This is a genomic window from Chitinophaga rhizophila, assembly GCF_019492185.1.
Taxonomy (GTDB): Bacteria; Bacteroidota; Bacteroidia; order Chitinophagales; family Chitinophagaceae; genus Chitinophaga; species Chitinophaga rhizophila.
In genome coordinates, this window is the sequence record NZ_JAICCF010000002.1 from 495,551 (window position 1) to 511,766 (window position 16,216).

Here is a 16,216-nt window from a genome sequence, read left to right on the forward strand (position 1 = left end):
GAAGATCATAAGTACGACTGAGCTTATTAATGAGTTTATAGGATAAGGGGGATCTGAGTTACAAACCCAACTTTATCCAGTCAACTAATAGCACCTCGGAGGAATTAGATACTCTGCATGACAGCATCTTTATTCTATTGTGATTAGTAATGATTACAGCACATTGTTGGTTAGAAGGTTCATTCTACTCCTTATTTCATAATGTTCAATCTGCTTAAAGGATCCAGTACTGTTTGTTGACTTACAAGTACTCTTTGTGAATGTTGACTTCTAGCCTTTATCTGACTATATATCATAGTAGCTTTTCCAAATAAATCCGGGAAATCTTTTGAAAAGTTTGGCAATTACGAAAACTATCGTACATTTGTTTACGAAAATATTCGTAGATCAATAATCATTGAAAATAAATGAGTACCGCAAAGAACAACAAGCCTACAGAGAGTGAACTAGAGATCCTGGGAATATTGTGGGAGAAAGGCGCAGGTACAGTGAGGGAAGTCCATGAAGTATTGGAAAAAAGCAAGGACGCGGGCTATACTACTACCCTCAAGCTGATGCAGATAATGCACGAAAAGGGTTTGCTTAAGAGAGATACGAGCAGTAAAACACATGTGTATGAAGCTGCGATATCTCAGGAAAGCACTCAGCAGCAACTACTGACCAGAATGATTGATACAGTGTTCAACGGATCAGCGACCCAGCTGGTTATGCAGGCACTGGGTAATCATCGTTCTTCTCAGGAGGAACTGGACATGATCAAGCAGTATCTGAACACAATTGAGGAACAACAGAAAAAGTAAAACCGGCGCTCCGGCGCAGCTAATATTACTATTATGACTGCACAACTTCCATTCACTGCAGACCTGATCCAGGCCTTCGGCTGGGCGCTTCTGCACTCTTTCTGGCAGGCATTTTTCATCTTTGCCTGTCTGCGCCTTGTCTTATATCTGTGGCCGCAGGCGGGGGCCAGCATCAAATATAACTTGTCCTTTATTTCCCTGGCAGGTATTTTCAGCTGGTTTACTGTTACGCTATGGCAACAGATAGAAGGTGTAAGAAGAGTACATGCAGCCGCGCAGTTCATGATAGAAACGGGTATACGGCAATCTACAGCTGTAGAGGTACCGGTTATTTACAAAAGTCAGTCGCAACTTACATCGTTGTTTCCCACTTTGGAGATGTGGTTTCCTGTACTAGTTGCCATCTACGTGGCCGGAGTGGCAGTGATGATCATCAAACTGACAGGTGATCTGCTTCAGCTTCAACAGATCAAAAGGACGCAGGTATTTCCTATTGATGAAGCATGGGAGCATCATCTCCATAAACTGAAAAGTCAGCTACATATTCCACGCCGCGTGAAATTGCTGATTTCCCAGTATATCCAGGTACCAGTAATGATAGGCTGTATAAGACCTGTAATACTTCTGCCGGTAGCCATGTTCAATAACCTTACTGCAGAACAGTTGGAGGCTATTTTATTGCACGAACTGGCACATATCAAACGCAATGATTATCTACTGAATATTTTCCAATCCATTGTTGAGACAATTCTCTTCTTTAACCCTTTTGTATGGTGGATCTCTAAAAACATCCGTCTGGAAAGAGAACACTGCTGCGACGATATTGTACTGAGACATCAGGTGCAACCGTTGCATTATGCCAAAGCCCTGGTCGCATTGGAAGAATACCGGTTAACAGTCAATGCACTAGCCATGGCCGCGGCAGATAACAAACAACATTTATTTCACCGCATCAAACGCATCATGGAAATGAAAACTAAAAATATTAATTATACTCAAAAGTTACTGGCAGTGATGATTATAGCTGTCGGCCTAGTATCCATTGCCTGGCTAAATCCCACAAATAAGGAAGAACAACCTGATAAAAGCACACCTGTAGCAGCGCCAGTTGCTTCGCCCATTGCACCAGCCAGCAGCACACCTATCGTGGCACATTTCATCAATGTAGCACATTATCTGACTGATACCGTTCCTGCCAGTGCAACCAACCGCCAGAGGGCTAAAGAAGAAGCTGCAAGAGCAAGTATGGAGGCAGCAGATGCAGGACTTGAAGCAGCTAAGAAGGCCATGGAAAATATTGACTGGAAGCAGATCAATGCAGAGATTTCCAATGCAATGAAGGAAGTTGACTTCAAGAAGATCAACGAGGAAGTCAGTAAAGCCATGAAAGAGGTAAACTGGAACGAAATCAATACAGAAGTATCCAAAGCCCTCAAAGAAATTAACTGGGACGAGATCAATAAGGAGATTAAGAAAGATCTGAAAAATACTAACGGCGAACTGGTTGATCCCCAAATAATACAGGAAAGTATCCGGATGGGTATGGAAGGTGCTAAAATAGCCTTATCTACCCTATCTTCTGAGGAAGTACGCGCCGAAATGCGCAAAGGTATGGAGGAGGCTAAAAAAGGTATGGAAGAAGCCAGAAAAGCGATGAACAGCGATGAAGTGAAAGCTGCTATGCTGGAAGCACGTAAAGAGATAGAAAAGGCTCAGCAGGAAATCAAAAATTCCCAGAAGCACATTAAAAAACAGATTATCATCAAGAACAAAAACGGGGTTATTCAGAAAATGGAGAACGATGATGATGACCTAACAATTGATGAGTCCACCTCGTCAAAATATAAAGATCTAATCAGTAGAATGGAGAAAGATAAGCTGATTGACACTAATAAAGAGTTTACTGTAGAAAAGAAGGATGATGTACTGACCATCAACGGTGTGCGCCAGCCAGAGGCAGTCCTTCAAAAGTACGCAGATGTTATCGGAAAAGCTGATGCGCTAACTATTAATGGTAAAAAAGGTACGCTAAACATCAACGTTAACGAGCACTAACTGTAGTTTCTTCCGCCATTATATGCGCTACTGCCGTTTATACAGCAGTAGCGCTTTTTGTATGTTTTAAGGCCTTATCTTTAAGTATAAAACCTCACTTAGTTATATGAAAATTGCTGTAACATTATTGGCGTTGGTTTTTACCATACAAAGCCAGGCACAGGAAATAAAGACCCTGGAAGAGATCAGGATTATTAAAAACAACCCCTATACTCCTGTTAAGGATCAGGCGAATACTGGAACCTGCTGGTCATTTTCTGCGACGTCTATGGTAGAAGCGGACTGCCTGCATAACGGTCAGCCGGTATTGGATCTCTCAGAAATGTTTACTGCCCGTAACATCTACATGGAAAAGGCAGAAAACTATATTCTCCGACAGGGTTTTACCCGTTTTGATGAAGGAGCATTGGGACATGATGCCATCCACGCTATGGCAACTTATGGTATTATCCCGGAAGCTATCTACAGCGGACTCAGGGAAGGACAGATCTCCCATGATCATGGTCAAATGGTTGGAGAACTTAGAAACTATCTGGATAGTGTTATGAAAGCCGAAAAGCCTATTTCTAATGACTGGAAAACAGGCTTTACTGCCATCCTTGATAAGCATCTCGGAGCTGTACCAGCTAAGTTTGAATATAAGGGTAAACCTTACACACCTAAGACCTTCGCCAAAGAGGTTGTTAAGTTCAATCCGGAGGACTATGTCAGCCTGACATCTTTCACCCATCATCCTTTCTACAGCTCGTTTGTCTTAGAGGTACCCGACAATGTGTCAAACGGTGCCTACTATAATGTACCATTGAATGAGCTAATCAATATTGCAAAAAACACACTAGAGAAAGGTTATACTGTCATGTGGGATGCTGACGTGAGCAATCGTGGCTTTATGGTAGGCAAGGGATACGCGTTGCGTCCGGTATCTGATTCACTTACTCATAGTGGTCTCATTAATCCAGACCTCGAGGAGATGAGTTATTCTCAGGAAGAACGTCAGCAATTATTTGAAAGCCTCATTACCCAAGACGACCACCTGATGCATATCACAGGTATCGGCAAAACCGGAAAAGGCAAGGAGTTCTTTATTGTAAAAAACTCATATGGCAGTAAGATGGGACCTTTTGATGGTTTCATAAAGGTATCTGTACCTTATTTTGCTATAAATACGATTACGATCATTGTGCCTAAAGCTGCTCTGGAGAAATCGCTTAGTGGGAAACTGGCTATAAAATAATTAGGAAGAGTCCTGCGGAATCGCAGGACTCGTTTTTTAAGGGGGACGATTGAGGGAAAAGAAGGGATAATTAAATCTTTAGAATTGGGTATAAGGTTCACTATTAGAATATAGGCAAGCTCTGTGCAGAGCACATGCATATGGCATAGACTATGAACTGAAATAATGAGTAATGAGAAAGCTTTTTCTCTACCAAAAAGGATTAAATAGCATATGAATTGGAGCTATAATGGTTATTTAAGGGGTGTCGTAATAGAAGAAGCGTAGAATTTCTATACAACTGGGTCAATGAGGAGCTTTCATTCAAAAGCGCCCTGAGGGCATTCCAGAGAAACATTATTTTATAAGACAACAGAAAATACTGCCGCTATATTGTTTTGATTTTACATGCGATGAAGTGTTAGCGTATTTCTAATTTAAATATATCAAAGAAATTGAGGTAACGAGGTCTATTTCTTCCTGGACTGCTGCCGTGACAGAAAGATCAATACCAAGAAGGCTATATATAAGACTGTCTCTATTATGGTATGTAATCTCTTCAGCTACGTTATCAAAAACATATCCTACATGATCAACTGCATGCCGAAGTCTTTAGAACATTAAACATTTTATACTTTATTTTGACTGTAATCATAAATAGCTATACTACACAACCACATTCAAATCCCACAGGGACACAAAGCTATTTACATATTATCAAGTCGGCTATCTAAGTATGATACCTTGACCACACTATCTGACACATACTTCCAATTACATCCAGATAATATCGAGGTAATGCCCGTCAAACGGTTTAACAACAATCAACATAGCAGAACCATATTTTCACTGGATCTTCAGATCGAATATCGAATTAAAAGAAACCATCTTATTCGATCATTCTTTAACTTACAATCCAGACATTCAAAGTCATTGCCAGGCAAGATAGTCTTACGTTCTAATGCCTATCTATCTAGCATCTTCAATATTGACCAGAAAAGTGAAAAGTGGGTATAGCCCGGCAGGCGTCTTTAACATGCTAAACGGCCGCTTTCTTCAACGAGAGTATCTATTCAATCATATCTTTCAGCGCATTAATTAAAGCAAACAGATCAACGTACAATCTCAAAAGACTTATAATGTTGTACCGGTGCCACAGTAATCACCAGTTCCGTAACTTTAGCTAATGCAGGCCCTTGCCGGCACCAGGCAATAAAAGATTCCATCTGCTGCTCCTCTCCTTCTGCACTGATAAATACGCTACCATCAGGCAAGTTTCTTACTTCTCCTGTAATACCCAAATCATTAGCTGTATGCCTAGCACTTGCACGGAAGGAAACACCTTGCACTTTTCCTTTGACCAGAATATCCTTATGAATCTTTTCCATATTTACGTCTTAATGTAGATGAGTAATGGGAGTTACCCGTCAAAACTACAAACGGACCGGTAAAAGGAAAAATTAAATTGAATGGGAAAGGTTAACAAACAAAAGATAAAAGCAAATAACAACGATAATTTATATCAATGGTTATGCTGCATAATTGAACAGGTTAATGTCCTGTTGAACAGCCTCATCACCAAATAGAAATTCTTTTACAAGTTCATATTGACCGCCACTTGCAGGCTTACGTAATAGCATGAAGCTTTTACACTGAAAGCTGCGAACAAATACCTGATTGTGAAAGTGATCATACACACGATCAAATTCAGATGTCGCGATCGCTCTTGCAACTGTAATATGCGGTTTGAATGTCCCTGGTTTTATGTCAAACTCATGAAGTATTCTTTTGTGAAGCTCAACAAGCGGTTTGGGATTAGCAACATTTACGTAAATAGTGCGCTTATCCTCTCCGTGCTGAAAATGATCAAATTTTGAGGTGTATAACGTGAATCCGGATTGTTTTCTGGCAATATTTTCCAGCATATTTATAAACTCCTCCTGAAACCTTTCAGGGAAAACCGATCTGAACAGACTGATATTAGCTTGAGAAAGACGGCTTCCATACATTCCCAGCTCTCGGGCTACCAATTGCTTTAATGCAGTTACATCATTGGTAATGTGAGTACCCGGACTTACTACCAACAAGTAATCGTACAATGTTTCCTGTTCGAATGCAATGTTGTTATTTGTTTGCATAACCAAGTAGTTTTAAACTTATGAAGTACTGGTTACTTGAATATTGACACTACAAATATAGGAAACTTCCTTCAAAATACTAATATTTTTAGTATTTAATACTAAATTATTTTGCTTTTATCCATATAGCATTGATTATTAGCAATTTGATCTCTTGTGGTTTATAGTAACCTTTCAGTGGCTTTTGTTTTTTTTAAGCGTCATCCATGGTAGATCACAAATCTATAATTACGTCCCGGCTTCTTGTTAAATAGCTTTGCTACTTTCCGGCAGGTAAAGGGACCGATAAACGTCCGCTGGTTTAACATCTCATACCGTATAGCTTCTACCACCGAACCGGACAACAATTTCCCGCCTGAAAGATCCTTATAACAGCTGATCACTCTTCCCCTGTTAGCTACTGCATAGTTTTTACGCCAGGCAGACTTATTTTTAATCTGCAAGTCTTTCCAGACTTCATTTCTAAGTTTTTAATCATGGTCTGTATTACCCGTTCTTTAAGTTACACAACTACCTATTACTCCTTAGTAAATAGAAAACGGACCTGCGTAATCGCAAGTCCGTCAGTATATATTTATACCAAAGGTTATCCCAGATGACTAATGATAGCCTGGAAATCAGCAGCTACCAGAGATGCACCACCAATTAAACCTCCATCTACATCCGGACAAGCAAACAGCTCACCAGCGTTAGATGGTTTTGCACTACCTCCATACAGGATGGTGATATTCAGGGCCGCCTCCCTGCCATATTTAGCAGCAATCTGCGCTCTGATGAAAGCATGCATATCCTGTGCCTGTGCAGCGCTCGCTGTCAGACCAGTACCAATTGCCCAAATTGGTTCGTATGCGATAACAATATTTTTCAGCTGTTCTTCTGTCAGATGATAGAGACTTTCCTCCAGTTGCTTCGCCACATATTCATTCTGTTTTTCTGCCTTTCTGATTTCCAGCGGTTCACCACAACAGAAGATTGGCTTAATATTATTTGCCAGTGCCAGATCAATCTTCTTTGCCAGTGTAGCATTGCTTTCCTGGAAATACTCTCTCCTTTCAGAGTGACCCAGAATAACATAATCAACACCTATAGAGCTCAGCATTTCTGCCGATACCTCTCCGGTATATGCACCAGATTTTTCAGATGCGCTGTTCTGTGCAGCCAGGTAAAAACCAGGCGTATTTTTCAATAATGATTTTGCTTTCAACAAGTATGGAAAAGGCGTGGCCAGCACCACTTCCTGTCCTTCCTTCAAACGCAGGCCAGCCTGCAGAATGTCATTGATCAGCTGTTCTGCCTGTCCGAGGGTCAGGTTCATTTTCCAGTTTCCAGCAACGATTTTTTTTCTCATGTCTATCGCTATATTGATTTTAAAAAGTATGATTAAACATCCGTCAGCTTTGCAAACAGTACTTCAAGCACCTGCTTATCTGCTTCTGTCATTTGCTGTCCTTTGAATCGCATCCAAGTCTCTATATCACGTATAGCCTGTTCTATCCTGTAGCGCTCAATGCCTGCTCCGCCACCCCAAGAGAAAGACGGCACAAATTTAGGCGGAAAGTCAGCTCCAAATATATTACAACACGCTCCTATCACAGTTCCGGTATTCAGCAATGCTCCAATACCACATCGGCTGTAATCGCCCATCAGTAATCCACACTTAATACCTGCCGGCTCTGCTCTTTGTAAAGATTCCATCCAAACTCTTACAGTGCTACCATTATTCTTCAGATTGGAACTGGTAGCATTCGCGCCCAGATTACACCACTCGCCTATCACTGCATCTCCCAGGTATCCGTCATGGCCTTTGTTGGAATAACCGAACATCACCACATTCTTGATCTCTCCACCTCCTACACTTCCCGGACCAAGTGTTGTCGCCCCGTATACCTTTGTACCCATCTTTAATACGGCCTTTTCTCCCATCGCAAGCGGCCCTCTTACCAGACAACCTTCCATCACTTCAGCATTCCTCCCGATATAGATTGGCCCGGTCACAGCATTCAACACACTATGTTCAACAACCGCCCCCTCTTCCAGGAAAATATTCTCTTCCCCAGAGACTTTGTTCGTATCGCTCAGCGGGGCAGATGTGCGACCAGCTGTAACCAATGTATAGTCGCTACGAAGCTCCTTATCATTCAACAGGAAGAAATCCCAGGGCCTTCTTACAACCGATATCCCGACAAGATACTCTTTTCGTTCTACAGGTGCTATATCTGTATCACTTCCATCTGTCACTTTTGCAATCAGTTCATCTCCCTGATACAATCCCTGGCCAGGTTGCAATGCTGCTATCTCCCGTACTAAAGCCTCATCAGGTAGTACATCGCCACGGATGAGTACAGCTGGAACTGCCTCGTTTCTTATAAGTGGATATTTCTGTTGCAGATAGGGAACCGTGAGGTGACTTACAGCGGCATTCAGCCAGCGCTCCCATTTTTCGCGGATTGTCAGTATACCAATACGGCAGGCTGCCACCGGTCTTGTATGAGTGAAGGGATATAACAACTCTCGCGCGGGTGTGTCAAAAAGAATGTAATTCCGCTCCATAGGGGATAAAAATAAAAAATCCCATCGATAATGTCGATGGGATTCTGAAAATATTTTAGATGCCTGATTAGGCTTTCTTACCGTAACGTTTGTTGAACTTGTCGATACGTCCTGCTGTATCCACCAATACGTTCTTACCAGTATAGAAAGGGTGAGAAGTATTGGAAATTTCCAATTTGATTACCGGATACTCGTTGCCATCTTCCCATTTGATAGTTTCCTTGGAAGGAGCGGTAGAACGGCTTAAGAAAGTTTCACCGTTTGACATATCTTTGAATACTACAAATCTGTAGTTTTCTGGATGGATTCCCTGTTTCATCTGAATGTTAATTTTCTTTTTGTTACCAGATGCAACCCCGCATATTCATTCCTCTGATGCATGATGAATGCCATGCTTGGTTTCATACCAATATTATTAGACAGGGTGCAAAGGTAAAATAAATTTTCTAAAAACAACAACTGAAGACTAAATATTTTAGCTCTTCATGTTTACATACTGTAAAGGAATGCCTAAGCTCGCTTCCTTTATTTTCTGTATAACCTCTTGTAAATCATCTATCTTCTTACCGGTTACTCTGACAATATCATCCATAATGGCAGCCTGTACCTTCACGCCGGAATCTTTTATCAGTTTCACAATCTTCTTGGCATCTTCCTGCTTGATACCATTTCTCACAGGAATATCCTTTTTAACCACTTTACCACTCTGGTAGTGCTCCTTACTCAGGTCGAAAATATTACCATCCAGTCCCTGTCTCATAGTGCGGCTGATCAATACATCAATCACCTGAGTCAGTTTCATATCGCTGTCAACTTCCACGTTCAGCGCCAGGTCCTTTTTATTCAATTCTATACTTACATGCGAATCTTTAAAGTCGTACCTGTTGGTAATTTCCTTTTTTACGGTGTTTACCGCATTATCAAGTGTCTGTGTATCCACTTTGCTAACAATATCAAAGGATGGCATGTTGAAATATTTTTATATCTACAAATATTACTTAAGGGGTACAAATATAAACCAATACTACCGAGATATAAAAAACCCCGGGACAATACCCGGGGTGTGTTAACAGAATGCCTTCCATTAACGGGGGCTGCTAAGCAGCCAACAACTATCTTTTAATCTATCCTGGAGATTTTAGCCATACCTGATGAAGACTGATTTATTACCGGAGATCCCTTGTAACGAACCTTGCCCATTCCTGATACGTTTACATCCAATTTCTTTTCTGCTACCAGATCCAGTTTGCCTGTACCGGAGATGTTAATATCCGCATTTGCTGCCCTCAGCTCCAGCGCCTCTACATCAGCACTACCAGAAATATCATACCTTGTCATCTCAATATTACCTTTCAGATTAAACTTGCTGCTACCAGAAACCTCCACTTTTAAAGCATTAGCGTCCATTTCAATCTCAGTCTGGGTACTACCGCTAAATCTAAACTTTACCTGATCCCCTTTTAATTTTCCCCTGCTGTAAAAACCACCGCTTCCACTGGAAGCTAATTCCTCTACTTCACTCATCGTTACATAAATATTCACCTTCTGTGTAGGCTTGATGTCGTATCCTTTTTTAGTCTGGATATGCAGATCCGTTCCTCTGACCTCTGTTTCAATCAGCGGCAATAAATTGTCATCTGTCTCAATCCTGATATCGTTTTTTGCTCCCGGTGTGATGTATACATTGTATACGCCTGAAGTGCTAATACTTTTGAAGGGGCCATCTGTACGAGTTTCAGTTTTGATCTTACCACTACCTGTTACTTTCTCCTTGCGTAGCTCAATAGTAAACGCTGATACTGCGAATGCAAAAAGCAAGAGCGATACCGGCAGCAGCCAGTTTAAACGTAATGTTTTCATAAATGAGATTTGATCGGTTGAAGGATTTTTTAGCAGATTAACGGCTTTCAAAGCTGATATCGCTGTAAACACCATTTACTTTTATAGTGCCGGAGCGGTCGTCTGCAGCATTCGTGGAAGCCATGTATGTTAGTTGTGAATTTTTCTTGATGTGGGTCACATTCTTTAAAGAAAGCTCTCCTGTCCTCACATCTCCGCTGGTGAACTGCACTTTGATATGCATCCCTAATCGCTGAGGTACTCCCATCTTCACATCAGTGTAAGTCAGATGCAGCTCTCCACTCTTGAAACCTGCGCCCAGTGACTTCACTGACAGATTACCATACACCAGCTTTGTATTCAGTTCAGTTTGTAACTCGGAAAACCGGAAGTCTGTATACGTATTTTTACCATTGAATGCCCCTACCCTACTAATATTATAGTCATCATAATTGCCGGAAGTTGTAAGGCTGCCAACACTACCCACATTGTATTCGCAGTAGTTAGACCTGGTTACCAGTTCTGCAATCACATCGCTTTTGACATTGGAATAATTTGCGCGGATGTTCACCAACGCTGCTTTGCCTATACGTCCACGGTCACAGTAATTCATATCCAGATTCAGCTCTTTGTCAGCCTGCTTGATATCATAATTACAATAATTCATCTTAATTGAAGCTGGAAAAGACAGCACATCTGTAATCACATCTCCAAAATTATTATCCAGCGCAAGCCTCGCCAGCCTTTCAGGTACATACATCTCATAATCTATATTCACGTAATCTTTGGAGTCTTTCTTCCCTCCCCACGAAAACCATTTGCTACCAGAGCCGGAAGGATTGTAGCTTGTTTGCAGACTTGCATTACTGCCTGAGCTATTCACAATAATATCTACCATATTGGCGATGGATGTAGCTTCTTCTACACTCTTCCCAAAACCTGTGATAGTCACCGTTGCCTTCACCTCGTTTTTCTTCCAGGTATGGATAATTATCTTACCATACTTGTTGGATACACTCAATGCGGTACCCGGATTTGCACTAAATTCCTTTACAATCACTTTTTTAAATTCACTATCTCCTTTCTTAGCGTAGGTGAGTATAGGTAGTAGTAACAATAACAGGAAACTAAATCTCTCTTTCATAATTAGATTGCTTTTGGCGTACTGGCTGTTTTTCCCGCAGCTCTTCCAATATTTTATCAAGCAGATCCAGCTTCATCTGATAATAGCGGACCATAGCTGCCTTTATTCTTTCATTACCCGGATTCTGTATCAGCTCTGCTTCAAGCATCTGATATGTCTCATTCCGCAATTCAAGCTCCTTACGTCCGGTACTATCCAGGCCAAGTACCGATGTAGGATAAGTCTTAATGGCCTCCAGCCGTTGCTCTATCTGCGTAGTATAATACATCTTGGCTTCCTGCATTTCAGGAGAAACATTAACAAGATGCTGTGCTTTCTTCATCTGCAGAAACTGGTAGATCATAACACTATTTACCACCAATACCAATACGGCTGCAGCTTTTAGCCAATGACGGCCCATCATCTCTATCACTTTGTTCTTTCGGCGGGGTGCCAGCTGTTCCTCCAGCGCTGCCCATACCCTTGGAGGGGGGCCCGGCACTTCAAAATCCTGACGGTGTTGCCTGACAAAATCTTCAAACCTACTTTCTGACATCAGCGTATCATTTTTTTCTGTTGTATAATCTGTCTCACTTTATCCTTTGCACGCATATACTGTGTTTTCACTGTTGACTCAGAAATGTCGAGCATTGACGCTATTTCCTTATGTGAGTATTCTTCAAACAGGTACAGATTAAGAACAGTACGGTAACCATTAGGTAAAACATGTATTGCATCCTTAATAGCTGCTACCGTCCATGCAAAATCACCTTCGTCTACTATCGTTTCCTCTTCTACATCTATATTGTCTACTTCCTCAAAATATACTTTCTTCCTGCGCAGGTGACTAAGACAATGATTTACAACAATCCGCTTAATCCATGCTGTCACGCTGCCTGCATTCTCCAGCCGCTCCAAATTCTTAAAGACCTGCATAAAAGCCTCCTGCAGGGTATCTTCGGCATCCGCCGGATTCCCCGTCATACGCAGACAGATGTTATACATAGCGCCCGAATAGGCATTGTATAACTCACGGAATGCGAGCGTGTCTCCTTTCTTACACCGGGACACCAGGTGGTCTGTTATGGTCGTATTGTTCAAGTTGTTGGCTGATGCTTGCATTATAAAGACATTATTTCAGAAAAAGGTTGCACGAAAAGTGATTTTTTTTTGGGAAGAAGGGGAAAACACACAAACAATTTATCACAATGAATTAGCAATCAATACTTCATGATTTAAAAAAGGACGCAACCTGAGAGCAGGTCACGTCCTATTCCATCCTTATATATACCTAAAAACAGGTCAGATTAGTTCCCGCTTTTTACACGGCCCTGCTCATCTTCAAGACCGGTTTTACGGGCACGGGCGGCTTTAATATTGGTATTACCAAAGCGGTAGTTGAAGGTCAGTCTTACCTGACGGCTCTCCCACTTACTGCTAACACCAGTATAACGGCCCGCATTTTCAAAGTTTCCACGGAAGCGCTGGATATTGAATACATCATTTACATTCAACTTCAGACTACCTTTTTTATTCAGAATAGATTTGGAAAATCCGAGGTCAACGGCACACATGTGCTTCATTCTGAACAACCCCTCATCAGCAATCTGCGGAGACAAATAGAATACGCTTACTTCTGCACTCAGATCTTTCGGCAAAGTGAACGTCTGTTGCGTACGTCCCATAAATCCACCAGCTGAGATATTCACTGAATTGTTATCTATTACTGTCGAATATTTGCTGTGGTATGCCGACAGGTAAGTAAAGCTGTTCCACCATTTGGTAATTTGTACAGGGAACGAAACATTCAGGTTAAATACATCGGATTCAGACACGTTGAGGTACTTATAACGGATATTCAACGTATCTCCTGATACTACATCCTTGTCAGCTTCAACTATCTGTGTAATCCTGTCTTTTGTATGTGTATAACCCACAGAGGTTGTCAGGAAATGCTTGAACGTGTGTGTAAGCTCAATGCTGTTTGCATATGATGGTTTCAGATAAGGATTACCTGAGATCAGCGTATACCTGTCAAGGTAAATCTGGAACGGATTCAGGTCTTCATAATCAGGACGCTGCAGGCGACGGCTATAAGAGAATCCCAACTGATGCGCCTTACTTGCATCATAGCTTACAAACACACTTGGAAACAGGTTAAAGTAGCTGGTATCAGTAAGCTGATTCATCGTAATGGAATTACCTTCTACATTACTCTGCTCTGCACGCAAACCCAGTTGAACATTTACCTTTTTAAACTGTTTCTGGAAGTTAACATAAGCAGCATTCACATTCTCCTTGTAGATAAAATGGTTAGAACGATTCCTGTCATATTCCCAGTTACCATTACGCAAAGAGTCAAATTTGGCATCATTGTCTGTCTTCACGAAGCTGAGTTTAAATCCTGCCTCTAGCTTTGCCTGATTGCGCATTGGATGAACATAGTCAGCTTTAATCGTTTTTATATCAATAGAATTTGGCTGACTATTCCGCGAAGTATCTCCACGCATGTAGTTCTTACCGGAAGCATCCCAGATGGTAGAGAAAATATTGTTACCACGGTCTTCTGAGTTACGTGCATAATCCACGTCGATATTCAGCTCTTTACCGGTCGTATCCAGTATTGCCTTATAGTTAACATTGTAAGCAAATCTCTTCCAGTTACCATCGAAAGTAGTAATTGTTCTGAGTGTAGAATCTACGCGGGTACCATCGCCAATCTTTGTTAGTGAGTTTGCTGGTTCGTCAGACGTTCTGAATCCGGCATCTACCATTACACCGATTGTATTTCTCTTGTTGATTGAATAATCCAATCCAACTTTTGCTCCATGATAGTCAGACCTTCTTTTCCTTTCGTTTTCCTGGTCAAATACTGTTGGCTTACCTGCTGTTGTACCACTACGGTATAAACCGAGCATCTGCTGATTTTCGCGGTGGTTATAGTTATAGGAACCAAAGATGTTCACTTTGTCATTGCGGTGGTTCAGGTTCAGAGACGCGCCATACTTAGGCGTCAGTCCATAAGCACCAAAGATAGAAGCACTACCATTGGTACCGACCATCCTGTTCTTCTTCAGTTTGATGTTGATGATCCCGGAGTTGCCAGCTGCATCATACTTGGCGGAAGGATTGGTGATCAATTCAATTTGCTCAATATTGCTACTGGGCATACTTTTCAGCAGCTGGGCAACATCCTGGGAACTCATGTTTGTAAGCTTGCCATCAATCATGATAACAACTCCACTCTTTCCTTTCAGACTAATATTATCGTCTTTATCAATCGCGATACCGGGAGATTTCTCCAGTACTTCCATAGCAGTACCGCCGGCACCTACAATACTATTTTCAACGTTAACTACCATTTTATCAGCCCGTTGCTCAATAAAAGGCTTTTTGGCAGTCACATTTATTTCTTTCAGATTCTTTGAGTCAGCACTCAGGGTCAGACCCTCTACTGTTACTGGCGCACTGCCTTTCACATCGAAAGGTTTGCTATAAGCTTTTGTCATACCAACATAAGCGGCAGCAATGAGGTACTTCCCCTGCTTCACCTGCTCAAATTCATACTGACCGTTGATGTCTGCAATCGCGCCTTTAACTAGTGAAGAGTCTTTTGCTTTCAATAATGTTATCGTGGCAAATTCTACAGGTTTTTCACCTGCCTGTGATACCCGACCAGTGATTCGGGCTGATTCGATCTGCTGTGCCTGGGTGGTTTTAATGCTACATATCAGTAAAAAGGAGGCCAACAATGTAGTGGTCGATTTCATATAAGGATGCTTTAAATTTATTATAGGTTATCTACTAATTGCTTATTACTATAGAACCATTTTTATACAGAACCAGTCTTAAACAACTACAGTGTAAAGGTAGGTATTGTGCATTGCATAGTACATAGTTTTACATAAGCGGTAACCCAGTAGGGATGATTGGTAGAAATAATCCTAAAGAGATGTGAAAACTGGTATAAAGACGACCGACTTAACGTTTAGTTGCAGTACAAAGGCATATAAAAAGAAAAGCGTTGCTGTTTCCAGCAACGCTTTTCTTTTTATATAAAGGTCCGTTTACTTCAGGACCACTTAATATTATCCAGTATATCAGGCAGTTCTGCCTGGATCTTTTCAAACAATACTCGTTCCTCTTTACGGATGTGTGCCTCCAGGCTACGTGCCAGCACATCCATCGCGGCTATCATATCTGTATTTTCAGTCAGCGCGCTATACATCCGGGATATCTGCTGGTGCTCCAGCGTCAGCTCACGTATAAGCAGGTCTATCTCCGCATGCCGGCCCATACATACTTCAAATAAGTACTCTTCTTTTTGTATGTGCGGTACCATTACTTCCTGAAAGACCTTAACAATATAGGCCAGTTTGGCATCTGTCTCGAGTGGAAAACCTTCATAAGCAGCTGCATCGTTCTTCAGATAACGACAAACAAACAGTAACCGCTGGTGTTCCTGTGATAATGGTATGAGGACAGGGTGACGTTGCAT

The 16,216-nt window shown here is 41.5% G+C and carries 15 protein-coding genes; 3 read left to right on the plus strand and 12 right to left on the minus strand.

Features of this window, described 5'->3' with window-relative positions; genetic code table 11:
* The first annotated feature begins 407 nt into the window (after positions 1-407).
* The 3 genes from K1Y79_RS10870 (at position 408) to K1Y79_RS10880 (ending at position 4,089) form a co-directional block, all read left to right on the plus strand.
* On the plus strand, positions 408-800 hold the full coding sequence (locus tag K1Y79_RS10870; protein ID WP_220250042.1) for a BlaI/MecI/CopY family transcriptional regulator: 393 nt from the start codon (positions 408-410) through the stop codon (positions 798-800).
* Positions 801-833: 33 nt separating this feature from the next.
* A complete protein-coding gene (locus K1Y79_RS10875) occupies positions 834-2,855 on the plus strand; it encodes a M56 family metallopeptidase (protein WP_220250043.1) in 2,022 nt (673 codons plus the stop codon).
* Positions 2,856-2,961: 106 nt separating this feature from the next.
* On the plus strand, positions 2,962-4,089 hold the full coding sequence (locus tag K1Y79_RS10880) for a C1 family peptidase (protein WP_220250044.1): 1,128 nt from the start codon (positions 2,962-2,964) through the stop codon (positions 4,087-4,089).
* Between the two features lie 1,091 nt (positions 4,090-5,180).
* Here K1Y79_RS10880 and K1Y79_RS10885 read toward each other — a convergent pair.
* From K1Y79_RS10885 to K1Y79_RS10945, 12 genes are all read right to left on the minus strand, one after another.
* The gene (locus K1Y79_RS10885) at positions 5,181-5,456 is read right to left on the minus strand and encodes an acylphosphatase (protein WP_220250045.1); all 276 of its coding nucleotides are present in this window, start codon (positions 5,454-5,456) and stop codon (positions 5,181-5,183) included.
* Between the two features lie 141 nt (positions 5,457-5,597).
* Positions 5,598-6,206, minus strand: coding sequence for a 2'-5' RNA ligase family protein (locus tag K1Y79_RS10890; protein WP_220250046.1), 609 nt, complete (start codon positions 6,204-6,206; stop codon positions 5,598-5,600).
* A 586-nt stretch (positions 6,207-6,792) separates the two neighbouring features.
* Positions 6,793-7,554 (minus strand): triose-phosphate isomerase, encoded by a 762-nt coding sequence (gene tpiA, locus K1Y79_RS10900; RefSeq protein WP_220250048.1) that lies wholly within the window; start codon positions 7,552-7,554, stop codon positions 6,793-6,795.
* Between the two features lie 32 nt (positions 7,555-7,586).
* Positions 7,587-8,756 carry a putative sugar nucleotidyl transferase gene (locus K1Y79_RS10905; protein ID WP_220250049.1) on the minus strand — a complete coding sequence of 390 codons (1,170 nt, stop codon included), beginning with the start codon at positions 8,754-8,756 and terminating at the stop codon, positions 7,587-7,589.
* A 67-nt stretch (positions 8,757-8,823) separates the two neighbouring features.
* Entirely contained in the window at positions 8,824-9,075 is a 252-nt protein-coding gene (locus K1Y79_RS10910) for a type B 50S ribosomal protein L31 (protein ID WP_220250050.1), read from the minus strand.
* Between the two features lie 156 nt (positions 9,076-9,231).
* Positions 9,232-9,723 (minus strand): YajQ family cyclic di-GMP-binding protein, encoded by a 492-nt coding sequence (locus tag K1Y79_RS10915; RefSeq protein WP_220250051.1) that lies wholly within the window; start codon positions 9,721-9,723, stop codon positions 9,232-9,234.
* A gap of 152 nt (positions 9,724-9,875) precedes the next feature.
* Positions 9,876-10,616 carry a head GIN domain-containing protein gene (locus tag K1Y79_RS10920; protein ID WP_220250052.1) on the minus strand — a complete coding sequence of 247 codons (741 nt, stop codon included), beginning with the start codon at positions 10,614-10,616 and terminating at the stop codon, positions 9,876-9,878.
* A 37-nt stretch (positions 10,617-10,653) separates the two neighbouring features.
* Entirely contained in the window at positions 10,654-11,739 is a 1,086-nt protein-coding gene (locus K1Y79_RS10925; protein WP_220250053.1) for a hypothetical protein, read from the minus strand.
* Positions 11,723-12,274, minus strand: coding sequence for a hypothetical protein (locus tag K1Y79_RS10930; protein ID WP_220250054.1), 552 nt, complete (start codon positions 12,272-12,274; stop codon positions 11,723-11,725). The genes K1Y79_RS10925 and K1Y79_RS10930 overlap by 17 nt, the downstream gene beginning before the upstream one ends.
* The gene (locus K1Y79_RS10935; protein WP_220250055.1) at positions 12,274-12,840 is read right to left on the minus strand and encodes an RNA polymerase sigma factor; all 567 of its coding nucleotides are present in this window, start codon (positions 12,838-12,840) and stop codon (positions 12,274-12,276) included. Before K1Y79_RS10935 ends, K1Y79_RS10930 begins: the two co-directional genes overlap by 1 nt.
* 185 nt (positions 12,841-13,025) lie before the next feature.
* On the minus strand, positions 13,026-15,488 hold the full coding sequence (locus K1Y79_RS10940; RefSeq protein WP_220250056.1) for an outer membrane beta-barrel family protein: 2,463 nt from the start codon (positions 15,486-15,488) through the stop codon (positions 13,026-13,028).
* Positions 15,489-15,790: 302 nt separating this feature from the next.
* Positions 15,791-16,216 (minus strand): hemerythrin domain-containing protein, encoded by a 426-nt coding sequence (locus tag K1Y79_RS10945; protein ID WP_220250057.1) that lies wholly within the window; start codon positions 16,214-16,216, stop codon positions 15,791-15,793.

Coding starts and splice junctions, on each gene's coding strand:
- K1Y79_RS10880 (WP_220250044.1), top strand. CDS start 2,962: ATGAAAATTGCTGTAACATTATTGGCGTTGGTTTTTACCATACAAAGC.
- K1Y79_RS10890 (WP_220250046.1), bottom strand. CDS start 6,206: ATGCAAACAAATAACAACATTGCATTCGAACAGGAAACATTGTACGAT.
- K1Y79_RS10875 (WP_220250043.1), top strand. CDS start 834: ATGACTGCACAACTTCCATTCACTGCAGACCTGATCCAGGCCTTCGGC.
- tpiA (WP_220250048.1), bottom strand. CDS start 7,554: ATGAGAAAAAAAATCGTTGCTGGAAACTGGAAAATGAACCTGACCCTC.
- K1Y79_RS10930 (WP_220250054.1), bottom strand. CDS start 12,274: ATGTCAGAAAGTAGGTTTGAAGATTTTGTCAGGCAACACCGTCAGGAT.
- K1Y79_RS10915 (WP_220250051.1), bottom strand. CDS start 9,723: ATGCCATCCTTTGATATTGTTAGCAAAGTGGATACACAGACACTTGAT.
- K1Y79_RS10940 (WP_220250056.1), bottom strand. CDS start 15,488: ATGAAATCGACCACTACATTGTTGGCCTCCTTTTTACTGATATGTAGC.
- K1Y79_RS10870 (WP_220250042.1), top strand. CDS start 408: ATGAGTACCGCAAAGAACAACAAGCCTACAGAGAGTGAACTAGAGATC.
- K1Y79_RS10885 (WP_220250045.1), bottom strand. CDS start 5,456: ATGGAAAAGATTCATAAGGATATTCTGGTCAAAGGAAAAGTGCAAGGT.
- K1Y79_RS10935 (WP_220250055.1), bottom strand. CDS start 12,840: ATGCAAGCATCAGCCAACAACTTGAACAATACGACCATAACAGACCAC.
- K1Y79_RS10905 (WP_220250049.1), bottom strand. CDS start 8,756: ATGGAGCGGAATTACATTCTTTTTGACACACCCGCGCGAGAGTTGTTA.
- K1Y79_RS10945 (WP_220250057.1), bottom strand. CDS start 16,216: ATGCAACGTCACCCTGTCCTCATACCATTATCACAGGAACACCAGCGG.
- K1Y79_RS10910 (WP_220250050.1), bottom strand. CDS start 9,075: ATGAAACAGGGAATCCATCCAGAAAACTACAGATTTGTAGTATTCAAA.
- K1Y79_RS10920 (WP_220250052.1), bottom strand. CDS start 10,616: ATGAAAACATTACGTTTAAACTGGCTGCTGCCGGTATCGCTCTTGCTT.
- K1Y79_RS10925 (WP_220250053.1), bottom strand. CDS start 11,739: ATGAAAGAGAGATTTAGTTTCCTGTTATTGTTACTACTACCTATACTC.